The organism is Kitasatospora sp. NPDC059571, assembly GCF_042735675.1.
Lineage (GTDB): Bacteria > Actinomycetota > Actinomycetes > Streptomycetales > Streptomycetaceae > Kitasatospora.
This window is the reverse complement of record NZ_JBHWBW010000001.1, coordinates 40,474-64,024: the sequence shown is the minus strand read 5'-3', so window position 1 is coordinate 64,024 and position 23,551 is coordinate 40,474. Positions and strand designations below refer to the sequence as shown.

The following is a 23,551-nucleotide window of genomic DNA, read 5'->3' as shown; positions in this document are numbered from 1 at the left end:
AGGTCCCGTCAAGAGCCCGCCTTCGGTGTTCCGTTGCCTCGCTCCTCCGGCGATGACGATGTCGCAGCTGCCGAAGTTGAGCAGGTCCCGCCCGACCGCTGACACCATCACTCCGGACGCCGGCGGGTAACCACCGTGCTGCTCGGGCCCAGAGGTCCGGCCGCGTAGAGACTGCCGCGCTGATGACCGCCGCAGCAGCAGTAAACGGGGGTGACACGCGACCGTGTCACCCCCGGCAAGATCGGCTACTGCGGTCCCCCTCGCGGCGGCCATGGCGAACTTTCAAGAGACGGAGGGCCAGCAACCCAAAGAAGAAGGCCACCTCCGCCCCGGACAGCGACAGATCAGTGTGAGCCGTCGGAACCCCTGCGCACACGCCTTGTCAGGGCTGAGCTGCCCGAAGCCTGTCAGCTTCACCACTCCAAGGCCAGTGCCTACGACGGCACACCCTTTTCTGCCAGGACCCTTCTCAATCCACTGCCGCGCACATGGAGACGGCTCGCCCCGCTCCGCGCAACATCGGGACCCGTTCTCGGGGTATACCTCGGTCAGCCGGGGGCTTTGTCTGTAAAGCCGCTGGACATCGGCCAATCCGCCTGCCCACGCGCCGCGGCCGGCCAACCACGAGACAGGACCGAGCAGGAGTCAGATCAGCTCTCCAGAGCCAGGTCCCTGGCCAGACCGGTGAGCACGCGCTTGTCGATCTTGCCGTTGGGTCGCAGCGGCAGGTCAGTGATGATTTGGAAGCGCTTGGGCCGCTTGTAGTTCGCCAATTCCTGCCTGCACCAGCTCTCCAGCTCGGACTGGGTGAGGGTACGGCCCGGCCGGGGCACCACGTAGGCCATACCCACCTCGTGGTAGACAGCGTGGGGTACCACCACGACGGCTGCGCGCTCCACTGCCTCGTGGCGCTCGAGCGCGAGTTCGACCTCTCGCGGGTACACGTTGTACCCACCCGACTTGTACATCTCCACAGACCTGCCGACCAGACGCACGTTGCCGTCCTCCTGGGCAATCGCCAGATCGCCCGTGCGCAGGAAGCCGTCAGGGGTGAATGCGGCTGCAGTGGCGTCCGGAAGGCCCCAGTAGGCCTGCATCAGGCAGGTGTGGCGGACCTGGATCTCTCCTTGTTCGCCCACCGCCACGGGCAGGTCGTCGGGGCTGGCGATCCGGAACTCGAGGCGGGGGTCGGGACGGCCGATGGTGGTGGCCAGAGTTGTGTCATCGGCGTCGTCGTCAGTGTAGGTGAGCGCGACGCACGCCTCGGTCAGGCCGTACTGGGTGATCAGGCGTGCGCCCGTGCGACGCAACTTCGCGACCAGGAACGCCGGCATCGGAGCACCGCCCCAGGCGATGTGCCGAAGTGAACTCAGGTCGGCGCTGTCGAAGCACGGCAGCGCAGCCACCATGAGGAACATCGTCGGGATGCCACCCCAGAGGGTGATCCGCTCCCGTTGCAGCATTCCGAGAGCCTCGCCCGGCTCGAAGTGCTCCTGGTACATCAGACAGCCGCCGGCAGCGATCGGCACGATCCCGAGGTCCATCACTCCGCCGACGTGGTTGACCGGCAAATAGGCCAGGACGCGGGGACGTGTGAGCCGTTGGCCCGTCGCTTGCAGCAGGCAGCCCCGGGCGAATGCCCCGGCCGCGATCATGGCCCCTTTCGGTCGGCCGGTACTGCCCGACGTGTAGACGATCAGGGCGGTGTCGTCGCCGCGACAGGCCAGCGCAGCACTGGCGATCTCGTCATCGGACAGCCGCTGCCCCTCGGTCAGGAAGGCCTCGAAGGGCACGGTCCCGGGAGGTTCATGGCCAGCAGGGTCAGCACCGGTGGTGGACGGATCAGTGCCGCGGTTCCACGTCCCACCTATGGTGATCACCCGCCGCAGTTCAGGCGCCGACGCCACGACCGCCTGCACGTCCGGCCGGTAGTCGCGACCTCCGGAATCAACCAGGGTGAAGAGCACTGAGGCCCCGCTGTCCTCCACTATGTGGGCCAGCTCGTCCCGGGAGTTGCGTGTGTCGAGTCCCACCCAGACAGCGCCGATCTCGGACAGGGCGAAGAAGAGTGTGAGGAATTCCGGGCGCGGCGTTGTCATGACGGCCACCCGGTCACCACGGCACACACCGGAGTGCAGCAGTGCCGCCGCACAGTCGCGTACCTCGCGTCGGCCCTCGGCGTAGGTGCGTCGGACGCCACCGAAGACATCCAGCTCGGCGTCAGGCTGGCGGGTCGCCCAGTGGTGCAGGAAGTCGACCGCCCGGCGCGCCGGGGGAACTTGCGTCCTCTGCGCATCCTCGGCACGGGAAGGGCGGTATCCGGATTCGTGGGTGACGAACAGGGTGATCCAGTCGGCGATCATCGCCGGGCCGGCGCCCTCCACCTCCAGTGTGTTGCGTGTCAGGCAGCGCAGCCGGCCGGGAGACTTTTCTTCTAGTGCAACCAGTTCTGCGCGTAGCCGAACACGCTCGTGGGTGAGCACCGGCCTCACGAAGCGGACCTTGTCCACACCGTAGTTGAGGCCGTAGCCACCATCCAGGTCCAGGCGCAGGTGCTTCTTGTGAAAGGCCACGATCATGGACAGGAGCAGGAAGCCGGACACCAGGCTGTCGCCCCAGGGGTCGCCGTTGTCCGGTGCGAAGCCGAGGAAGTCCTCGCGGAGCAGGGCGGCCCGTTGGAAGGCCTGCTCCGAATCCTGCGTGACGGGCACCCAGTCCGTGACGAACAGCTCCTGGCCGATGGATCGGCGCATCATCTCCAGAGTCGTGCCCGTTGATGGCATGGGTATCCAGGTCCTCTCGACGAGTTTTGGCGGCGTTAGGGCCGACGGAGACCGCAGGCCGGACGGGGGGTCAGACGGCGGTTCCCTCGCCGGTCATCCCGTGCCGGTTCATCGGCGCGGTGGTTTGGGGGGACTCATCCGGGTCGTCACCCAGCAGTGTGTAGGCGGCCGGGTCGTGCTTGCGCATCCACAGGGCGCGCCCGACAGCGAGCAGTGCGAGGGCCACTACCGCCGGCGGCAGACTGGAGACGAAGGCTGAGTGGGAGCCTGCAAGGGTGTCGAAGTTCCACAGCAGCAAGACAGTGGCACCGAGCAGTCCGATGAGGCCGATTGCCGGGGCGAGCAGAGTGCGCCACCAATGCCGGTCCTGGTGGTTGCGGAAGTAGGCGATCACGGCAATCGCGACCACCGCCTCGAGCAGCACGATCCCCAAGGTGGAGATCCCGCTCATCGTCGTGGTCAGGTTGAGGTAGGGATCCAGGCCCACCACCGCGTACACGACCACGACCGCGAGGCACATTGCGGACTGGGCAAGGCTGGCCAGGTAGGGGGATCCGTGGCGGGCGTGCGCGCGTCCCAGGGCGCGGGGAAGCAGCCCCTCGCGGCCCAGCGTGTGCGTGTAGCGGGTGGCGGCGTTGTGCGCTGACAGCAGGCAGGCAAAGGCCGAGGTGATCACCAGGATCGCGAAGATGTCGAGCATGGTGTCACCGAGGAATGAACCGGTGAGTCCGAGGAACAGCATGCCCTGCTTGTCTGCGGCGACTTGGCGGGCTTGGTTGGCGCCGAGGGCCCCGACGGCCAGCCAGGAGGTGAGACAGAAGAAGAGTCCGATCACGGTGACGGAGATGTAGGTGGCCCGGGGGATGCTGCGGGCCGGGTCGCGGGCCTCGCGGGCGTAGATCGCGGCTGCCTCGAAACCACAGAAGGAGGCGAAAGCGAACATGAACGCCACGCCGGGTGCACCGGAGAACACGAGATGCGGGGAGAGGGAGGCGGTCGGGAAGGCCCTGGCCCCCTTGGTCGCAATGATCGCGATGTCGAGCACCGCGAGCATGGCCACTTCCAGGACCATGAGAACGCCCAGTACCCGTGCCGACACGTCGATCTGGCGGTAACCGAGGAAGGCCATGATGCCCACGAATGCCAGGCTGAACAGCCACCAGGGTGCGGTAACTCCGAAGAGCAGCTTGCCAACGATCCCCGCGAAGTACCCGCTGCCTCCGGCCAGCGCCACGACCATGGCGTTGTACGCGACGAGTGAGAGGGCGCCCACGGCGGCGGCGGGTGGGCGGCCCAGGGCCTTGAGCACATATGCGTAGAAGCCGCCGGCGGAGGTCACACGACGGCTGATCGCCGCGTAGCCGACAGCGAAGCACAGCAGGGTGACGGTCGCGACGACGTACGTGCCGGGCACGCCCGCACCGTTTCCGATGGCCATCGACAGCGGCACGGTGCCGGCCATCGCGACCAGGGGCGCAGCTGCGGCCATGGCCAGGGCCACGACCTTCAGTGTGGAGAGATTTCCGTGCAGCGCCCCGGTGGCGGGCGGTCTCTGCGGTGTCTGGGTGTACACGGGCGTGACCCCTTCGGCGGGGGAGGAGAAGCAGTCCCTTTCGACGGCCCGGAAGCGGGCCAGTCCGGCACTGGCACCAGGCGGCCTCGGCGGATCGGGTACTCGGCCGCTCCTGCGGCAACGGTGTAACCCGCGCGCCTGACGAGGTTGTTCACGGCGACGGCATTCAGCGGGGCGCCGCTCCTCCGAAAAACAAGTTATTACTTGACTTTGGCCAATGTACCCCTCCCCCATCACCCCGTCAACGGGCGGCCCCATCCCCTCCACCTATGTTTTCGTGCATGCCCGACGACCTCGCCGGCTCGGTCGGCGGTCTTCTCGTTCGTGCGTCTCACCGTCGTGCCTCTGCCCGGCACGGGCCTGTCCGCTCGAGGTACCTGAGCGCCGACTCCGCCGCGTTGTACCCGCACATTCCATGCACACCACCCCCGGGCGGGGTCGCCGACGAGCACAGGTAGACACCGGGGATTCCCGTCGCGTACGGGTCGAGAGCCAACCGGGGCCGCAGCACGAGCTGCCGCCAAGTGTTCGCGCCGGCGCCGATGTCGCCCCCCACGTAGTTGGGGTTGTACTGCTCCATCTGCGGCACTGAACGCACGTGCTGGCCCACAATGCGGGCGCGGAACCCGGGCGCGAAGCGCTCGATCTGGCCAATGACCGCGGTAGTGGCGTCGCCTCGGTAGCCGTGCGGCACGTGGGCATAGGCCCAGACCGGGTTGATGTCACCCACCGACCGGGAAGGATCGGCGAGGTACTGCTGGCCGACCAGAACAAACGGTCTGTCCGGCATGACTCCCTGGACGGCGGCACTCTCGGCTGCCGCGATCTCCTCGAAGGTCCCGCCGAGGTGAACGGTACCCGCCCTCCGGCAGAACTCGTTGCTCCAGGGGACCTCGCCTGCGACCGCGAAGTCCACCTTGTATGCCCCTGGACCGAACCTGTAGCGCCGGTAAGCCCTGGCAACCCTCCCCGGCAGCCGGCCACCCGTAATCCCTATCGCCGCACGCGGGGTGACGGCAAGCATGACGACGTCCGGCCTGCCCAGCTCTTCGATGGAGCGAACGCGCGTTCCGGTCTCGATGGTGCCACCGAGCCCCCGGAGCAGAGCCGCCATCGCATCGGTCACCGATCGGGACCCACCCTCCGCAACCGGCCAGCCGTAGGCATGGCCCGCCGCCGTCAGCACAAGCCCGGCCGAGCTGCTGAGGGGCGCACGCAGCGAGGTGAAAGCGTGCGCTGCGATCCCGGCGAAGAGCCCCCGGGTCTCCGGCCTCTTCCACTTCCGGACCGTCCATGAAACGGGAGGGAGCGCACGGACGGCGAACCCGCAGAACCCAGCCAGGTGCACAGGCCTGCGCAAAGTCGGACGGAACACGTCTTCAACCAGCCCGTCGAAGGACCCGGCCAACTCCCCGAACACTCTCAGCCAGGCCTCGCCGTCCTCCTCCATGGCCAGCGCGGTGCGGTCGATGTCGCGCCACAGCACCCCGGCGGATCCCGAATCGAGAGGGTGCGCCACGTCGATCTCCGGCCACCGCCACTGCAGCCCATAGGCCTCGAGACCCAGCGACTGCAGAAAGGGGGACCCGGCCCCGGTGGGGTGAAAGGCCGAGCAGTCGTCGTGGAGCAGGCCGGGGATCGTGCGCTCACAGGAGCGGGTGCCACCACCGATGACCTCCCCGGTCTCCAGCACATGCACCCGAATCCCGTGCTGTGCCAGACGTATGGCGGCCGCGAGCCCGTTCGGCCCACTGCCAACAACCACGGCAGTACTCATACTGTTGCCTCCTGCCAGAATCGCCAGACATCCACAGGCCCTGCCGGGGCGGGTACGCAGACCTGAGTCGCACCAGCGGCCGGACCCGACTTCGCGCGGCCTCGCGGCCGCACCGATCGACCGTTCCACCTGCCAGGTGGAGCCACGGACCGTCGGTCCGGCCACCAAGCCCGCACACCGCTCCGCATGGTGAAGGATGCAGTCGCGGGCGGCACAGGCTCGCCCCACAAGGGGAGCTACGCGGCGTCGGCTTCCAGCTCCGCCGGCAGCGGGAAATGCGCCCAGATGGTCTTACCGCCCTGCGCCCAGCGGCGGATGGTGATTTCGCCGCCAAGTTCGCTCAGCAGGATCTGGAGGATCGACATGCCCCGGCCGTTGAGATCGTCCCCGGACGTGTCACGCGTCGCGGGAGCCTGCGGGTGGTTGTCCGCCACCCCAACGCCGAGCAGGCCGTCAACGTGGGCCTGCAGGGTCACTGTGATCCAAGGCGTCACCCGGCCCGCGTGACGCACCGCGTTGGTGACCAGTTCCGTGACGATCAGCGCCAGCGTGTACTGGAGGTCGCCGTCAAGGAGGAGGCCCCACTTCCGCAGGGTCCGGGCAATGTTGTGCCGGGCTTCGGGGACGGCGGCCCGGGTCGGAGGCACCGCGAAAGTGAAACGCCTGACGACTGTCGGACCGCAAAGAAGGGCGTCTGAGGCGGCGGAGGCAGCGATTGGTGTCGGAGCCGACACACTGTCGAGGAACATGAGACGTCCTGTGGTGATCAGTACGGGAGACGTCGGCCTGAGGGAGTGCGCAGGTCGAGTGGGGTGGGCGTGGTCGGCCGCTTGGGTGTGCTGGTTTTGATCCTCATTGCACGCACAAGGTCCACTCCCGTATCACGGCGGCGGACGACTGGATGGGGATCCAGTCGCATCGTGCGGGAGTCGACAGCGGGGCTGCCATCCTCTTCGCCTTCTTCCTTCACCGGTCTCGGGAGGGCCTGAGGCATCGGGGCGACCATCCGGCGCTGGCCACGCCGCGCCTCACCCTCCAATAATTAAGCAATTACTTGCTTTCTCATGTTTAGTACTAGGCCGAGTGCACTGTCAAGCCCCCCGAGAAGGCCAGCCGGCCAGGCAGTTTCGTTTGGATCATTGGGCGGACCAGAGGGCGATGGCCCAACGATGTAGAGCCCGGCCGGGAAGACGGCTGCGGTCTTCTCCTAGCGAGTGGCGATGCCTAGCCACCGCTCCAGGCCGTTGATGACAGCCGTACTGTTCGACGGTGTTGCGCTGCTTGTAGGCCACGCGGCCACAGGCCGGCGGCCTGTCTTCGCGGCAGCCTCGTCGCAACCAATCAGCATGCGGACGACTGCCGCGAGCGCCGACTCATCATCCAGGTTCGCCGTGCCCCGCCCTGCGCCGCACTCGTACTGCCGGCAGCAGCGGCTCCGCCAGACCCACCGACCGTCAGGAACGATCCAACCAACCCACGCTCCCCGTGACCCGATCCAAACGAGCCGGCCACCACATGGGACACATTGCTAGCGATCGGCCGAGGGCGCGGTAACGGGCTGCTCTTGCGCGGCGTTGCCCTGATCGAGCGCGGGACCGGTGGGCAGCAGGTCGAGCAGGTTGGACGGTACCGTCGTCGGGGAGTTCTCGGAGAAGCCGAGCGCTGCGGCCGCGTCCGCCCCCAGCGGGTACTTCGCCCCGAGGTCGGTCACCAGGTACTCCTTCCCGCCCTGCACACCTGGTGCCGCCCGGACCTGGGCCAACAGACCGCCTCCGGGGGGAAGCAGGGCGCGGTTCGCCGCGGCCTGCGAGCCGTCGGTCGTGACCGAGTCCGTGAGACCGAGCCGGACGGTCGCGACCGAACCGTCGGCGGCAAGCCCCACCCGGACGCACGGCGCCTGAGGGCGTCCGTCTACGGGCTCGACCAAAGCGGGGATGACCGTAGGAAGGCCTCCAACGGCGACCTTGGTGGCCGACAGCGGGACTGCCGCCGCATCGGAGGAGTTGACGGGGACCGCTGCCACCCGCCCACCCGGATAGGCACCTCGAGTGGCGGGCTCACCAATCAGCAGAGTCGCCTCCAGAGCGCTGAGCGGAGCCAGGCCGTCCTGGAGTACCAGGAAGTAACTGGTCCCGGTTCCACCGCCAGTGCCCGTAGAAACCGCCAGAACCTGGCCCGCCTTGGTCGGCTGCCCACCGACCCGAGGACCGTCCGCCCCACGACCCGGCACCTCGGGCGCCCGCAGGTCGGGCCCAGTAGGCAGCGCGGCCAGCCACGGGGCGGAGACCCGCCACGGCTGGCTGCTGCCGTAACCGAGCACAACCAGCGCTGCCCGGTCCGGTACGAGCATCCGCTGGTCGTGCTGGGCCAGATACAGACGGCCGTCCGGCCCCTGCACGAGTAGCGCGCCCTCGTCCAGCGGCGTGGGAATCGGACGCGCCGAACCGAGCGCCACTACGGTACGTACGGATGCGGAGGCCTCGCCGACGGCCGGATCGGCGCACAGGGCCCAGTCCCGGCCGCCGGGCCAGCCTGGCTGCGGCAGGGCGTCCGGTGCGCCGGGGATACCCAGCGGGACGCCACGCGGAACAGCTCCGATCGTCTTGGCCGCCACATACTCCACGTGCAGCTGAGAACCCACCAGGAGCCGGGCCGATGCGTAGTTCAGCACCGGGTGGAGCACGCCATCAACCAACAAATAGCGGGTACCAGTCTCCTTCTCCACAACCAGTGTCCCCGGGGCCCGCCAAGCGGTACCTGAGCTCGGCAGCACCAGACCGAGGACCGCGGCCCCGGCTACCAACACGCCGGCCAGCACGGAGCCGCCGAAGGATGCGCCGGTGAACCGCCGCATCGGTGTTTCTGCGGCATCGGGCTCCCCTCGGGTCAAGGCCGACACCACTCTGCCGAGAACGTAAAGGTGGGCCTGGAGCTGGTCCTGCTTGCTCTGCATCGTCACTACTCCACGTGTGAGGGTCCTCCGCGGCCATGCCGTCGGCGTACGTCAGCCGAACAGCCCTCGCGCGTAACCGAACAGCCCGAGCACCTGGCAAAGCACCGGCACCATACTCAGGGCGGTCAGACTCTCGGCGAGGTCCGCAGCCCTACCCCAGTAGGGCAGCAGTCGGCGCCCCGGCAACCGGTGGGCGGCAATCACCATCACGGCGGCCAGGACCGTCAGACCGCCGAGCCCGCCTGCCAGCCGCTGGGCCATCGGCAAGGAGGCCGCCTCGCGAGCCGCGAGCAGTACCAGCCCTGCCACCCCGGGGACCACGGCAGCCAGCCGCTGCCAGGCGCCGAGCAGCACACGACTGCGCAGCAGCAGCACCAGGCAGGCGACGACGGCCAGAACGGGCGGTGCCCAGCCGGATGCCCCGAGCAGTCGCACCAGGCAGAACGTGCAGGCCAGACCGAGTGCGACGAACAGGGCCGTCATGAACCGGTCGGTGCTCTTGACCCGGTCGAGCAGTGGCGGGGCCGCAATCGGTTCGACGTCCTCACCCAGATCCTCGGCTCCGGTCGGCAGCGCGGTCGTGCGCAGCCTGGCGAGCCGAAACGCGGTGACCGGTACGGTCGGGCCCAGGGCGAGAGCGGTGCAGAGCAGGACGGCGGCGGCGCCGGTCCCGGTGAGGAGCCCCGTGGTGGCGGGCAGGGCTCCCGCGGCGGCCAATGCCCCAGCGGCCGAGGCGCCGACGAACGCCGCCCGCCCACCCGGGTCCGTCACCGCCCCTAGGGCCGCCACCACCGCCACCGTCGCTCCCGCAGCGAGCAGTTGGTGGCAGGTCGGGTGGATGAGGCTCAGTCGTTCCCCGGTGGCGAGAGCAGCGGCAACGGCCGCATAAGGCAGGGCGGCCAGCCTCAACGCGGTGCCCGCGGATGTGCCGGCCCAGGTCCGTACAACCGGTGTCGCGGCCAGCGTCAGCAGGGCGGCGACCAGGCCGGCCGCCGCCGCCCGCGGCGCACTGGGCCCGCTCAGAAGCAGCACAGCCAAGCCGGTTGCAAGAGCGGCCAGGGCAAAACCGAGCAGCAGGCGGCGGGTCATCTCCTCGTGCCAGCGATCCGGGCGGGCCCGGATACCGGTGGAGATGCCGTCTACCAGGTCGTCGAAGTCCATCTCGGGCAGCGCGTCGGAACGTGGGCGCAGCGTCAGTATGTCGCCGTCGCGAAGGCCGAGCTCTGCGGGGGTGCGGTCCTCGTCGAGTGGGGCTTCACCGAGCCGTTGCAGGACCCATCCGTCGTGCTCAAGGCCGGCGTCGGCGAGGTCGGTGCCGACGTGTCGCAGTACCGCGGGCAGCAGATCGGACAGGGTCACCCCTGCGGGGACCGCCACCTCCACCTGCCGGTCGGGTGCGACGACCGCCAGCCTGCACATCTCCCCCGCGCTCTGTCCGTTCATCTCGGCGCACCCACTTCGCACTCATTTCCGAACCTCCCAAGGGGTCCGGCACGTACCTAGAAGTGGTGGCCGGTCCCAGGGGCGTGTGCCCCTGCACCTGTACACGGCCGGGACTCTCCCGGAGGTTCAAGGAGGCACTTTCACGTGACCACAGTCGTCTTCCGTCGTCCGCTGCGGCGTACCGGGCCGGAACTGCCCGACGGGGAGATCGCGCTCCAGGAGCCGCCCGTCCTGCCGGAGAAGCAGGGTGGCGGCATGTCGATGGCGATGATGTACCTCCCCATGGGTGTGTCCTCCGGCGCGATGATGCTGATGTTCGTGCAGCCCGGGGCGAAGGCCGTCAGCTATCTGGCGTCGGGAGCGATGGCCCTCTCGATGGTGATGATGCTGTTGGGCCAGCTGGGGAGTGCCTCAGGTGAGCGCAAGCGCCGTCTCAAGGGTGCCCGGCGCGACTACCTGCGGTACATGACCCAGTCCCGTCGGCAGGTACGCAGGACGGCGCTGCGCCAACGGGCGGCGCTGTCGTGGCAGCACCCCGACCCGCGGGGTCTGTGGTCGGTGGCGATGAGCTCGCGGCTGTGGGAACGGCGGGTGAGCCACGATGACTTCGGCGAGGTGCGGATTGGTGCCGGGGAGCAGCGGCTGGCTTCCCGGATCCAGGCACCGCAGACCAAGCCGGTGGAGGATCTGGAACCTCTGTGTGCGTCGGCGCTGCGGCGCTTCATCCGGGCCTACGCGGTGGTTCCGGATCTGCCGGTGGCCATCTACCTGCGGGCCTTCGCCCGGGTTCTGGTGCGTGGCGACGACGAAGTGCGACGCGGGATGATCCGTGCGGTGCTCGCCCAGCTGGCCGTCTTCCATTCCCCCGATGACCTGGTCATCGCGGTGTGTGCGGCTGACGAGCGTCGTGCCCACTGGGACTGGGTGAAGTGGTTGCCGCATGCCCTGCACGGCGGGGAGCACGACGCGGCCGGCCAGGTACGTCTGATCGCCGACACCTATGAGGGGCTGGAGCAGTTGCTGGGTGAGGAATTCACCGAGCGCTCTCGGTTCGACCCTTCGGCGGCGCCGAAGAAGAACGAGCCGTATGTGGTGGTGATCCTGGACGGGGTGCCGCTGCCGCCGGGAGCGCGGATCGCCGAGTCCGGGCTGTGCAACACCACGGTGCTGGACGTGTCGGATTCGCTTCGGTGGAAAGCCGACCGGGTCACCCTGCGGCTCAACGTCACTGCCGACTCCATCGAAACGGTGGGCTCCGACCGCACGGGCAAGGATGTCGTCACCCGGGCGGGCCGGCCCGACGTGCTCAGTACTGCACGCTGCCGGACCCTGGCGCGGCTGATCGCTCCGTACCGGATGGGAGGATCCACCGAAGCCGCGGATCCGCTGGCGACCGATCTAGAACTGACCACCCTGTTGGGCATCGAGGACGTGCGGGCTTTCGACCCGGAGGCATTCTGGGCTGCGCGCTCCCCGCACGACCGTCTTAGTGTCCCCATCGGCGTGGCCGAGGACGGTTCCCCGGTCGAGTTGGACATCAAGGAGTCCGCACAGGGCGGTATGGGCCCGCACGGCATGCTGATCGGCGCGACCGGCTCGGGCAAGAGCGAGCTGCTGCGCACCCTGGTCATCTCGTTGGCCGCGACGCACTCCTCCGAGGTCCTGAACTTCGTTCTGGTCGACTTCAAGGGCGGCGCCACGTTCGCCGGGTTGGAGGGTCTGCCGCACACCGCGGCGGTCATCACCAACCTGGCCGACGAGCTGCCGTTGGTGGACCGCATGCAGGATGCCCTGCAGGGTGAACTGGTACGCCGCCAGGAGTACTTGCGTCGCACCGGCTACAGCTCGCTGTACGAGCACGAGCGGGCCAGGATGCAGGGCGCTCAGCTGGACGCCCTGCCCACACTCTTCCTGATCGTCGACGAATTCAGTGAACTTCTCAGCACTAAAAGAGAGTTCATGGATCTGTTCGTGATGGTGGGGCGGCTCGGACGGAGCTTGGGCGTGCATCTTCTGCTCGCCTCGCAGCGGCTCGACGAGGGCCGGGTGCACATGTTGGAGTCGCACCTGTCCTACCGGATCGGCCTGCGGACATTCTCCGCCGCGGAGAGCCGCAGCGTACTGGGTGTGTCCGATGCCTATCAGCTCCCGTCCTCGCCGGGGAACGGCTTCCTCAAGTCGGACATGACCCTGACGCGTTTCAAGGCTGCGTATGTATCGGGGCCGCACAAGGCGCCTGAGCGTCGCCGTCCCCTCTCCGTGGTGGAACGGCAGGTCGTCGATTTCGGCTCCGACTATCTACCGCTGCCCGCCGAAGCGGCCCCGACCGCCGTCGAGACTGTGCCACAGGCAGCGGGTAGCGGCGCCCCCACCCTGTTCGACCTGTTGCTGGAGCGGTTGCACACCCCTGGCCCGCCGGCCCGCCAGGTGTGGCTGCCGCCGCTGGCGGCGCCGCCGAGTCTGGACCAGGTCATGCCGCCCCTCACCGCCGATCCCGCGCTCGGCCTCACCTGCGCCGACCCGCAGACCCGGGGCGCACTCACGGTCGCCTTGGGCATTGTCGATCGCCCGTTCGACGGCCTTCGGGAACTGCTGAGTATCAACCTCTCCGGCGCCGCTGGCCATGTGGGTGTCGTCGGCGCTCCGCAGAGCGGCAAGAGCACGCTCCTGCGCACGCTTGTCACAGCCCTCGCCCTCTCCCACACGCCACAAGAGATACAGGTCTACTGCCTCGACTACGGCGGCGGCACGCTCGGCAGCCTCTCCGGACTGCCGCACGTCTCCGGCGTGGCGTCACGGCTGGAACCCGATCGGGGCGCCCGAATCGTCGCCGAGGTCAGTCAACTACTCACCCAGCGCGAGCGCCGGTTCTCCGAGCAGGGTGTGCAGTCGATGGCCACATACCGGCGGATGCGCCGGGACGGCCAGTGCGCCGACGACCCTTGGGGGGACGTCTTCCTTGTGGTTGACGGCTGGTTCACCCTCCGCCAGGAGTTCGAGGGCTGGGAGGCGATCATCACCGACATCGCCAATCGTGGCCTCAGCTATGGCATCCACGTCGTCGTCAGTGCCACTCGCTGGTCCGAGATCAGGCCCTGGACCCGCGATCTCCTCGGCACCCGTCTCGAACTCCACCTCGGCGACGCCATCGAGTCCGAGGTCAGCAGCCGGGACGCGGCTCGGGTCCCGGCGATCCCCGGCCGCGGCCTCACCTCCGAGGGCTTGCACTTCCTCGCCGCACTCCCCCGCATCGACGGCTCCGGATCGGTCGAGGACCTCCAGGAAGCCACGGCCGCGCTGGTCAAGGAGGTCGCACACAGCTGGAGGAGCCCCCATGCTCCGGCCCTCCGCATGCTGCCCCACACCATTCCCGTCGCCGAGCTGCCCCCTCCGAGCGGCGACCTGCTGGTCCCGATCGGTGTGGACGAGCAGCAGCTGGAACCGGTGTGGCACGACTTCGGGCAAAGCCCCCATCTCATGGTCTTCGGAGACACCGAGACCGGAAAGACCAATCTGCTCCGGCTGGTGGCTCGCGCCGTCGTCCAACGGTACGCGCCGCAACAGGCCCGGATCATGATCGCCGACTACCGTCGCGACCTCTACGAGTGGGTTCCGGAGCAGACGCAGCTCGGCTACGCCGTCTCGGAGTCCGCGCTCGCCGAAATGATGACCTCCACCGCCAAAACCCTTCAGGGCCGCCTCCCCGGCCCCGAGATCACCCCGGACCGGCTGCGGCAGCGGGACTGGTGGGTCGGGCCCGAGCTGTTCGTCCTTGTCGACGACTACGAACTGGTCGGCGGCGGGCTGCACGGCCCGCTGGCGCCGCTGCTCGACCTGCTGCCCCAGGGCGCCGAGATCGGCCTGCACCTGATCGTCGCCAGGTCCAGCTCCGGCGCCTCCCGGGCGATGTCCGATCCGGTCCTGCGAAGGCTGTGGGAACTCGGCACCCCCGGACTGCTGCTGTCCTGCAGCAAGGAGGAAGGCACCTTCCTGGGCAATGCCAAGCCCCGCCTGCTGCCACCGGGGCGGGCCACGCTGGTCACCCGCCGGCAGAACCTGCTGCTGCAGACCGCTTTCCTCGACCGGCCCGACCTCCCCCGTCGCACCGGCTGAGCGTTCCTCGGCGCTGACTCGCCCGGCCGTTCACCTGCATGTCTCCCCCGCGCAATCGGACTGCCCCGCAGTGGGGAAGCAAAGCGGGACCAGCGCGTGAACACTGATCGAGCTCTTCCGGATACCGCCCGGTAGAGGACTTTCCAAACAGCGGCGCCACGCATGCTGTCCAGGTGAGGACTACTGCGGTGCGCACCGGCGGCGCATGCGGACAAGACGGTGCCCCGGCCGCCCCGGGACTGCTCCGATGAGCACCCGGGGCGCCGTCCTGGATCCGCCGCACGCCCTGGCCGCCGTCGGATTGCCCGAGCCCGGCGGCGACCCCGGGGTCCTGCGCGACAATGCCCAGGCCCACTACGCCCTCGCCGCACAGCTGCGCGCGCACAGTGCCCATATCGAGGATCTGGTGCGGCAGTCGCAGACCGCCTGGCAAGGCAGCGCCGCCGACGCCTTCCGTCTCGGGGCGGCTTCCCACGCCAACGACCTAGCGACCACCGCGTCGATCGCCGTGAAGACAGCCGAGCAGCACGAGGACCACGCTTCCCGGCTCGAGCAGGCCCTGGAGATCCTCAAGGAATTGGCGATCCAGATCGCCGCCACCCTCGCCTTCATCACAGCCGCGGCACTCTTCCCACCCCTGCTCGCCGCAGCCGAGATGCACCTGGCGGCGTTGGCCGTCGACGCGGGCCGCCTCGTGCAGTGGCTGGCCGACCTGCTGGCTGCGGTCGTTCGCTTCTTCGTACGGGCCCGCACCTGGATCGCGCAGGTCAGCAAGCTGGTCTGGCGCAGCGAGTCCGCCAGCCTGGGATATGGGAAGGTGCTCTACGACGGGGCCCGCGACATCACCGTGGACGTGCTGGCAAGCCTGACCGCCCGCGGGGTCGGCCACAAGCCGTTCGACATCACCATGGTGTGGAGCGCCCTGGGCAGCGGGCTGGCCGGCGGACTGATCGGCGGACTGGAGGCAAGCGGGTTCAAGAAGGTCCTCACCGCGGGCGGCGAGGTCAAGCGTGCCGCGGATGGCCTACCGGAGTTCGTGAGCATGGGAGAGCAGGCGAAGTCCTGGGTGAAGTCTCTCGGGAGGGGGCCATCGCACGACGGGGCCGGATTCGGGCAGGCCGATGCTCTGGGGACCAGCGCCACGGCCACCGCGGCTGGTACCCCCGACAATGCGGTCAGCCGGACGGCCAGTGACCTGGAGGACCTCACCCGGGTCGCCAGTCACGACGGCGCGGGGCATGCCACCGGTGTCTCCGAAGGGGGTGTCATCCGCTCCGGCCCAGGGACCGCGGACCGTCCCGCCACCGACGTGTCCGTTCCCGCACCGGAGGAGATCGCCCAGGCGCTCGGCGGCGCCGGCGAGACGGTCCCGTACGGCGGTGTGCGGTTCGCAGAAGTCCCGGTGGACAAGCCGGTCGGCGGGCGAGGGAACGCACCCGCTGTCCCCGGCCCGACCGGCTCGCTCGACCGGTTCCTGGCAGCCCGAGCCGGTACACGCAAAGCGGGGCTTCGGGGCGTGCCGGGCGAGGGCGCTCCGCTCGCCCGACAGGCAGAGGCGGCCGGCGCCGCCCAGCGCAGCGCGACCGCGCTGCACCAGCAGGCGGAAATGACCCTGCGAACGGCGCAGGAACGGCTCAGAGCAGCCGAACAGTTGACCGCTGCCCGTACGGAAGCACTCGGCCGCAGCAGGGCGCAGGTATGGGCAGCCGAGAGCCGACACGACCTCGCCCAGGTCTTCGGTGACCCAGCACGGGTTCAGCGTGCGGCGCAGGAAGTGGCCCGGGCGCGGACTCGAGAATCGCTCGGCAGACGGCAGTGGGAGAGGGCAACTGGCGCCCGGGCCGCCGCAGACGCCCAGGTGCGAGCCGCCTCCCGCGCGACGGACGTCGCCGCCGCCGAGGCCGCGGCGGCTCGGCAGCGATTGGATGCGGCGCTGGCCCGGCACCAGGCGTGGCAGGGGTTCGCGGACGCCGGCAGGGCGCTTCGCGAGGAGACGTCGGCCTCGTCGCTGTTCGCCGGCGCACTGCGCCGCAACACCTGGAAGGAGGGTCTGCCCGTCGAGTACGGCCAAGCCGTCCGAAACGGCGAGCGGCAACTGCGGCCGATGGAATGGCAGAAGGCCGCCATTGGAGGGTTCTCCCCACAGTCCCTCAAAGCCATCGAGGCCCCGAAGTCATGGCGAGAGGCATTGCTGTACGAGCCTACCAAGGGCTTCTTCAAGGGATCCCTGGGCAACACTGTCTCCACTGGCATCGCCTACCGGCCGGGGCAGACTAACCCGTTGGTGTGGGTGGGCGTGCCCATCGCCGGAGTCGGCAACGTGACTCGGGACCTGTTGAAGGGTGTGTCCGTCAACCGTCTCTTCCCGGACAAGAGCATCGAGGACGCATTGTTCCGCGTCGGCACGAAAAGCCTGGGGAAGCAGGTCATCCGGATGGTCATGGGCGAGATCGTTCCCTCTCCCGCCCGGTCGTGACATCCCGCGGCTCGGTCCGGTTGTCCTGACGGTCCGTCCCGAGCCAGTGCGCCATGGCCTCAGCCCTGTTCGAGGCCTGGAGCTTTCCCAGGATGTGGTTGATGTGGTTCTTGACCGTCTTCTCGCTGAGCACGAGTCGGCTGGCGATCCTGGAGTTGGACAGACCCTGCGCCACGAGATTCATGACCTCCCGCTCCCGCCGGGTCAGTGCATCGATCTGCCTGTTCTGCGGTGCGGTCCGCACGGGCACGTTCGTGTGCAGTCGGCTCAGTATCGCGGAGGTGGCCTGCGGCGACAGGTGCGCCAGCCCGGGGCCGGCACGTAGAACGGCGCGGATCAGCTCGTCCGGGGTGAAGTCTCCGTGGACGAGGAATCCCGATGCCCCCAGGCGCATCGCGGATTCCACGGTGACAGGATCGTGGGTGTAGGTGGTCATCAGCACGCGCGAGATCGCTGCAAGGGGCCGCAGCACGCTCAGGCCGTCGACATGGGGCATGCGGTTGTCCAGCAGGATGACGTCGGGGTGGAGCTGCTGGGCCAGGTGCAGAGCTGCGCGCCCGTTCCCGGCCTCGCCCACGACGGCCAGCCTCGGGTCGGTGCCGAGCAGTGCCCGAAGGCCCATCCGGACCACCGCATTGTCGTCGACGATCAGCACACCGAGGGACTTGCCTGGCAGGTGGTCGATCATGGCCGTCACTTTCTGCATACGGTACCGCTCCACCCGGCGGGCCGGGCAGGGGTGCGGGTGGTTCAGGGGCTGGGAACCGCACAGGCGCCCGGCATGGCGGAGCCTGTCGGGCTGGCGAGCGGGAGGCGGACTCGTAGTTCGGTTCCGCCCTGGCGGCTGCGGCCGATGCGTAGGGTGCCGCCGAGCAGTTCGGCACGCTCACGCATGCCGAGGACCCCGTAGCGCTCACCTTGTTGCCGATCGGCCGGCACGGAAGCGGGGTCGAAGCCTTCCCCGTCGTCGCAGACGGCCACCTCCACCCGGTGGAGGCCGTCTCGGGCGATCGTCACCCACAGGTGGGAGGCGGAGGCGTGCCGAACCGCGTTGGCGAGCGCTTCGTCGACGATGAGCAGCAGTTCACAGCGGACCTCACCGCCGAGCTCACCGTCGAGTCCCTCAGCCACATGGACTGTCCATCCCGTCAATGCACGCGCCGACCAGGTGGCAGCTGTGCGTTCAATGGCCTCCCGGAGCGACTCGGTTCCTCCGGCTGTGGGCGCACCGCGCAGGCCCGTCATCAGATCCCTGGCCTCACGGGATGCCTGGCCGGCGGCAGCAGCGATCTGCCCGGCGCGGTCCGCCAGATCCGGGCGTCCGTTGCGGGCCTCACGGGCAAGCGCCTCGGCAGCCAGCGCAATGCCGTCAACGGTCTTACCCAGTGAGTCGTGCAGGCCGCGTGCCAGTCGGGCACGTTCCGCGGCTGCGGCGCGCCTGACCCGTTCTTCGCAGGTCTGGCAGCCACCGGGGGCACGGTTCGAGGGTGGGACGGGAGGGCGGACAGCGGACAAGGCCACGGCCGCCACGAAAAGGGCGACCCCCGCTGCGGACAACGGGGCAAGAACCCAGGCGCCAACGGCTGCGGAACCGGCGACGAGGAGGGTGACGGCGGACGTGCGGCGGGAACGGGAGCAAGGTCCGGCGGCGCAATCTCCGATCTGGCGGTGGGTCATCTGCGGGCCTCTCGTGCCGGGGCAGTTCCGAGTACCCAAAGGACCCCGGGAACCGTGTCCTGGGGCCCTGAAGGGTAGGTCTCAGCATCCCGGCGGCCATGCCGGGAAACATCCGCCAGCAGGCCAGTCCGCTCCCGCCCCCTGGCAGGGGGCGCCTACGAGGCCTTTCTCCGGGTTTCGCGGCACTGCTGGAGGGCTGTCTCCACCTCGCAGACCTGGTCCCGCATGGCGACGGCCCAGTCGCTCTCCCGCTGGTAGATGTCGAGGAGCTCCTGGGCGTCCAGGGAGGTGCGGCGGGCGCGGATTCTGCGCAGGGCGGCCTGTGCGGTCGCCAGCTCGGATTCGATGTGGAGCCGTACCATCCGGGCGAGTTCGTCGGGACGGCGATGGAACACGCCTTCGCACTGCCAGCGGGCAGGGCCCAGGTCGAAGAGCCAGGCCTTGGCCGATCGTTCAAAACCCGGCGTCTCCGGGCGGGCCACGCCTCCGGGCCACTGCGGGTGGCGGGCTACGAGGGCCGGGGCGGTGGTCGAGGCGCGGGTGCCGTGCAGGACCGCTGTGGTGGGCTGTGGCTGGCGCATGGAAGGCTCCTTGCTGGTCGCGCGGTCGCCGACGGGAGCGGGCGCCGACCTGGGAAGTGTTTGGCAGGCTAGTCGGCACCCCGACGCTCCCGGAAGGGGCCTGGGCCCTTGGTCCCGGGTACGGCGTGGGCCCCGGTCCGATTTTGCAAGCAGGTCTCTCGCAGGATGCCCAGTCCGGTCACGGGCAGCGGCCGTTCTCGGCGGGATGGGGCACTCCGCTGTGGGGAAATCTCCCAAAGGCACCGGTATAGGCTTTCGTGCATGGGATCGAGCGGTCCAGCAGCGGCCTTTGTGGGGCGGAGCACGGACATGGCCCTACTCCAGCAGTTGGTGCGGGACGTGTCGGCCGGGCTGGGGCAGGTCGTGTGGGTCGAGGGAGAGCCGGGGATCGGCAAGTCCTCGTTTGTGGAGGCCGCGCTTACAAGTACCGAGGCTGCCGGCTGCCGGACGGGGTGGGCCGAGGCAGACGAGCTGAGTGTGCACTCTCCACTGCGGGTGGTGATGGACTGCCTGGGCATCAGCTCGAACTCCCCTGATGACCGGCGAGCCCAGGTGGCCGGGCTGCTGTACGGCAAGCCCGGTTCCGAGGTATTGGGCGGCGTCGATCCGGTGCGCGCCGCGATGGAACGGCTATTGGCGCTGGTCGACGAGCTGTGCGCCAGCGGGCCTCTGATCATGGTGATCGACGACGTCCAGTGGGCCGACGAGCCCAGCCTCATCGCCTGGCACCGGCTGGCTCAGTCGGTCGAACAGCTGCCGCTGCTGCTGATCGCGGTCTCCCGGCCGTTGCCCCAGCGAGACGCGGTGGCGCAGCTGCGGCAGAGCGTGCTTTCTCGCGGCGGGGTGCGGTTCCAGCTAGGGCCGCTGGCCGAGGAGGACGTGTCCCAGGTGGTTGCCCGGCTCGTCGGGGCGCCGCCCGGGCCGCGACTGAGGCATCTGGCCGCGAACGCGGCGGGCAATCCGCTCTACCTCGTCGAGCTGGTCGACGTGCTGCTGGACGAGGGCTCAGTGGTTCTCGCAGAGGAGGCCGAGCTGGCGGCAGGTGTGCCTGATCGGGTTCCGCAGTCGCTGGCTGCGGTGATCAGCGCCCGGCTGGGCTTTCTTCCCCAGCCGTTGTTGGAAATGCTGGGTACCGCGGCCCTCCTGGGTCAGGAGTTCACCGTCACGGATCTGGCGGCTGTTCTGGATACCTCGGTCTCCGCGCTGCTCAGTGGGCTGCGGCAGGCCGATGTCGCGGCGGTCGTGACAGCCTCTGGCGCGGGCCTGCGGTTTCGCCACCCGCTGATCCGGCAGGTTCTCTACGACGGCTTGCCGTCCCCCCTGCGAGCAGCCCTGCACCGCCAGGTAGCCCAGGTACTGGCGGGGTCCGGAGCCGGTGTCGAACGGGTTGCCGAGCAGCTGATCGCCGTGCCCGCGGCAGTGGACCGGTGGTCCCTGGAGTGGGTGGCGTCCCACGCGGAGACGCTGACGCACCAGGTTCCGGGGGTAGCGGCCGAGCTGCTGCGGCAGGTGGTGGAGCAGAACGCGGGCATGGGGACCGAGCAGTACGAAGTGATGGTGTCCGCGCTCGCCAGGGCGCTGTTCCGACTCGGTTTGCACGATGAGGCGGAGAAGCACGTATGGGGACTGCTGGCGCTCTCGCCGAGCACCGAACGTGCCGCCGAGATGCGTTGGCTCCTGGCCCGGATGCTCTTCGGCGCCGGCCGCAACGACCAGGCCCGCTCGATGATCGCGCAGACGCTCCGGGACAGAGCGCTGCCGCCGAAGTGGCGGGGCCGTTTCCAGGCTCTGTCGGCCATGTGTCTGCGCGCCGACGAGGGAGATCTCCGCGGGGCAGAACACGGAGCCCGGGAGGCGCTGCGCGCGGCAGAGGCCGCGCAGGACCGGTTCGGCGTCGGCTACTCGTTGTGCGTGTTGTGGCTCGTCGATTCGGCACGGCGCGACCACGGCAGCGCCCTGGCGGCAGTCGAGCGGGCGCTCGCCGTGCTCGGCGACGACCCGGAGTTCGCGGATCTGCGGGCCTGGGCACGGGAGAACCAATTGTTCACCTTCCAGAACCTCGACCGGCTGGCGGATGCGGAGACCGTGCTTCGGCAGGCCCATGCGGAGGCGGTGCGTGAAGGCGAGCCCGCCAAGGCGACCCTGTACATCGGGTCGGCCGTACACGATTTCTGGTGCGGCCGTTGGGACGACGCCCTGGCCTCGCTGGACTCGGTTCAGGCGCAGGGGCCGGAAGCCACCTATTTCGGGCTGCGGGAACGTGGCCCGATGTTGCTGCACCACGGCGTGACCGCGCTGATCGCCGGGCACCGCGACAACCGCGACCTTGCGCGCAAACACCTGGACGCCGGGCTGGCGTTGCCGATGAACACCATCTCCGACTGGGAGAACGGTGACTTCCTGCTCGCCGCGCAGGCGTTGGAGGCAGAACGCGAAGGAGACCCCGAGCGGGCGCTCGTCCTGCTGTCCCGGATCTTGGAGCCCCGTCCGGGGCAGATGAGCCTGATGCACCAGTGGCTGCCAGACCTGGTCAGGCTGGCCGTGGATCTGGAGGACGGGGCTGTGGCCCGGGCGGCGAGTGAGTTGTGCCAGAGCGAAGCAGACCGGGAAGTGACGCCGGCGCGAGCGTCTTTCGCCGCGCGACGCTGTCGCGGGCTGGTCCAGGGCGATCCGTTCCCCGTCCTGGAAGCCGCCGAGCACTACGCGGCCGTCGGGCGGCCCTTTGAACGGGCACAGGCTCTGGAGGACGCAGCGGTCCTGTTGGCCCGCCGCGGCCAAACCGGGGAGGCGCGAGCTGCGCTGGCGGACGCCACCTCTGTCTACGCGCAGGTGGGTGCGGCCTGGGACATACGGAGGGCGGACACCCGTATCCGGCCGTACGGAGTGCGCCGCGGGGTGCGCGGTCCTCGTCCGCGGGCGTCGTTCGGGTGGCCCGCGCTCTCCCCCACCGAGTTGCGGGTGGCCCGGCTGGTCGCGGAGGGCAAGTCGAATCCGGAGATCGCCGCGGACATGTTCTTGTCCCGGCGGACGGTCCAGACCCATGTGTCGCACATCTTGGTCAAACTTGGTGTCCACTCCCGCGTCGAGATCGCCACTGAGGCGCTGCGGCATTCGGAGCCGCAGGGGGCCGGTGCGGTGGCGTGATGCGCTGTGTATGTCGCACGCCGAGGGCGCGTGGCCGTCCTCGGCGCCTATGCGGGGACCGGACCTGCAGGGGCAGGGGGGCACTTGGGCTCTCCCTTGGGCAGCAGTCCGCTGACGAGGTGCCGCCCCAAGTAGGGCGCAGCGGGAAATGGCCCTTCCGGGTTGAGCAGGTGGACAGGCTCAGAGCAACAGATCCCGAAATGGCTCATCCGTCGCCTGTTGCCCTCGTTTCACCCGTTGCCGGGACAGGCGCAGCCGTCCGCCCCGGGGCAGCGCCGGGTACGGCCGTCTCCTTCGCGAAAGCTGTGGGAACAGGCCCGGCAATGCGGATGCGGTTCGCGGTGCCGGAGGCCACCTCACCGGAAGGCGCAGGGAATGGTGATCCAGACGGTTTTGCCACCGTCCCGGTGGCATTCGGTGGAGCAGTGTCCGCCGGCTTCGCCGAGCAGGGTCTGAACGATGTGGATGCCCCGTCCGGAGGTGGCGTCCGAGGGGACCGGGCTGGCGTGCGGACGCTCCTGGTCGCCGTCGCGGACGCCGAGTTGGAAGCCGCCCTGGCTGTCGAGGAGCATCGTGACGGAGATGAGGGCGGTGACCTGACCGGCATGACGGACGGCGTTGGTGACCAGTTCCGAGACGATCAGTTTGACGGTGTCGACGACGTCTTCGGTGTCGCCTGCTCCCCAGCCGCAGAGGGTTTCGCCGACTGTGTTGCGGGCCGCCCGGATGGAAGTGTCACGTGGCAGGAGGGTGAACGTGTGGCACCGGCCTGCTTTGGTTCCGGGGAGTCGAGGACTGCAGCGAACAGGCTCCTGTCTGGCGCCGGAGAGCCACGCGGCTCCCGCCACCCGCTGGCTCTGGCTGTGTTCAGCCGATGGAGTGAACATGACTGCGTCCTTGTCGTCAGAACCGCATCGGTCGGCCGGACGGAGTTCGGAGGTTGACCGGAGCAGGAGGGGACTTGGGGTCCGGTTGCTTTCGAACCTGGATCCTGTGCATGGCGTCCGCCTTCCATGGGACCGGAGTCCCGG

At 69.2% G+C, this 23,551-nt stretch carries 13 protein-coding genes; 3 read left to right on the top strand and 10 right to left on the bottom strand.

The window, feature by feature from the left end; translation table 11 throughout:
* Window positions 1-650: 650 nt before the first annotated feature.
* From ACFV0G_RS00250 to eccD, 6 genes are all read right to left on the bottom strand, one after another.
* Window positions 651-2,756 (bottom strand): AMP-binding protein, encoded by a 2,106-nt coding sequence (locus tag ACFV0G_RS00250; protein WP_380538998.1) that lies wholly within the window; start codon window positions 2,754-2,756, stop codon window positions 651-653.
* Between the two features lie 97 nt (window positions 2,757-2,853).
* Window positions 2,854-4,356: an APC family permease gene (locus ACFV0G_RS00245; protein WP_380538995.1), complete on the bottom strand. Its 1,503-nt coding sequence runs from the start codon at window positions 4,354-4,356 to the stop codon at window positions 2,854-2,856.
* A 331-nt stretch (window positions 4,357-4,687) separates the two neighbouring features.
* Window positions 4,688-6,133 (bottom strand): phytoene desaturase family protein, encoded by a 1,446-nt coding sequence (locus ACFV0G_RS00240; RefSeq protein ID WP_380538992.1) that lies wholly within the window; start codon window positions 6,131-6,133, stop codon window positions 4,688-4,690.
* 236 nt (window positions 6,134-6,369) lie between these two features.
* A complete protein-coding gene (locus tag ACFV0G_RS00235) occupies window positions 6,370-6,882 on the bottom strand; it encodes an ATP-binding protein (RefSeq protein ID WP_380538989.1) in 513 nt (170 codons plus the stop codon).
* Between the two features lie 779 nt (window positions 6,883-7,661).
* A complete protein-coding gene (eccB, locus tag ACFV0G_RS00230) occupies window positions 7,662-9,086 on the bottom strand; it encodes a type VII secretion protein EccB (RefSeq protein ID WP_380538987.1) in 1,425 nt (474 codons plus the stop codon).
* A gap of 51 nt (window positions 9,087-9,137) precedes the next feature.
* On the bottom strand, window positions 9,138-10,529 hold the full coding sequence (eccD, locus tag ACFV0G_RS00225) for a type VII secretion integral membrane protein EccD (protein WP_380538985.1): 1,392 nt from the start codon (window positions 10,527-10,529) through the stop codon (window positions 9,138-9,140).
* Between the two features lie 144 nt (window positions 10,530-10,673).
* On the opposite strand from eccD, the gene eccCa reads away from it, so the two are divergent.
* Both eccCa and ACFV0G_RS00215 read left to right on the top strand, forming a co-directional pair.
* Complete coding sequence (eccCa, locus tag ACFV0G_RS00220) at window positions 10,674-14,642, top strand: type VII secretion protein EccCa (protein WP_380538982.1); 3,969 nt, start codon at window positions 10,674-10,676, stop codon at window positions 14,640-14,642.
* Window positions 14,643-14,889: 247 nt separating this feature from the next.
* Entirely contained in the window at window positions 14,890-17,118 is a 2,229-nt protein-coding gene (locus tag ACFV0G_RS00215; RefSeq protein ID WP_380538979.1) for a WXG100 family type VII secretion target, read from the top strand.
* On the opposite strand, the gene ACFV0G_RS00210 is transcribed toward ACFV0G_RS00215, so the two are convergent.
* The 3 genes from ACFV0G_RS00210 to ACFV0G_RS00200 all read right to left on the bottom strand — a co-directional run bounded on the left by ACFV0G_RS00210 (window position 17,081) and on the right by ACFV0G_RS00200 (window position 19,376).
* Entirely contained in the window at window positions 17,081-17,806 is a 726-nt protein-coding gene (locus ACFV0G_RS00210; protein WP_380538976.1) for a response regulator, read from the bottom strand. The two genes, ACFV0G_RS00215 and ACFV0G_RS00210, sit on opposite strands and share 38 nt — an antisense overlap.
* Before the next feature lie 62 nt (window positions 17,807-17,868).
* On the bottom strand, window positions 17,869-18,795 hold the full coding sequence (locus ACFV0G_RS00205) for a sensor histidine kinase (protein ID WP_380538973.1): 927 nt from the start codon (window positions 18,793-18,795) through the stop codon (window positions 17,869-17,871).
* Between the two features lie 155 nt (window positions 18,796-18,950).
* On the bottom strand, window positions 18,951-19,376 hold the full coding sequence (locus ACFV0G_RS00200) for a hypothetical protein (RefSeq protein ID WP_380538970.1): 426 nt from the start codon (window positions 19,374-19,376) through the stop codon (window positions 18,951-18,953).
* Window positions 19,377-19,541: 165 nt separating this feature from the next.
* Here ACFV0G_RS00200 and ACFV0G_RS00195 point away from each other — a divergent pair, with 165 nt between their 5' ends.
* Window positions 19,542-22,520, top strand: coding sequence for an ATP-binding protein (locus ACFV0G_RS00195; protein WP_380538967.1), 2,979 nt, complete (start codon window positions 19,542-19,544; stop codon window positions 22,518-22,520).
* 356 nt (window positions 22,521-22,876) lie between these two features.
* Here the strand turns inward: ACFV0G_RS00195 and ACFV0G_RS00190 are convergent, their stop codons facing one another.
* A complete protein-coding gene (locus tag ACFV0G_RS00190; protein WP_380538964.1) occupies window positions 22,877-23,407 on the bottom strand; it encodes an ATP-binding protein in 531 nt (176 codons plus the stop codon).
* Window positions 23,408-23,551 lie beyond the last annotated feature (144 nt).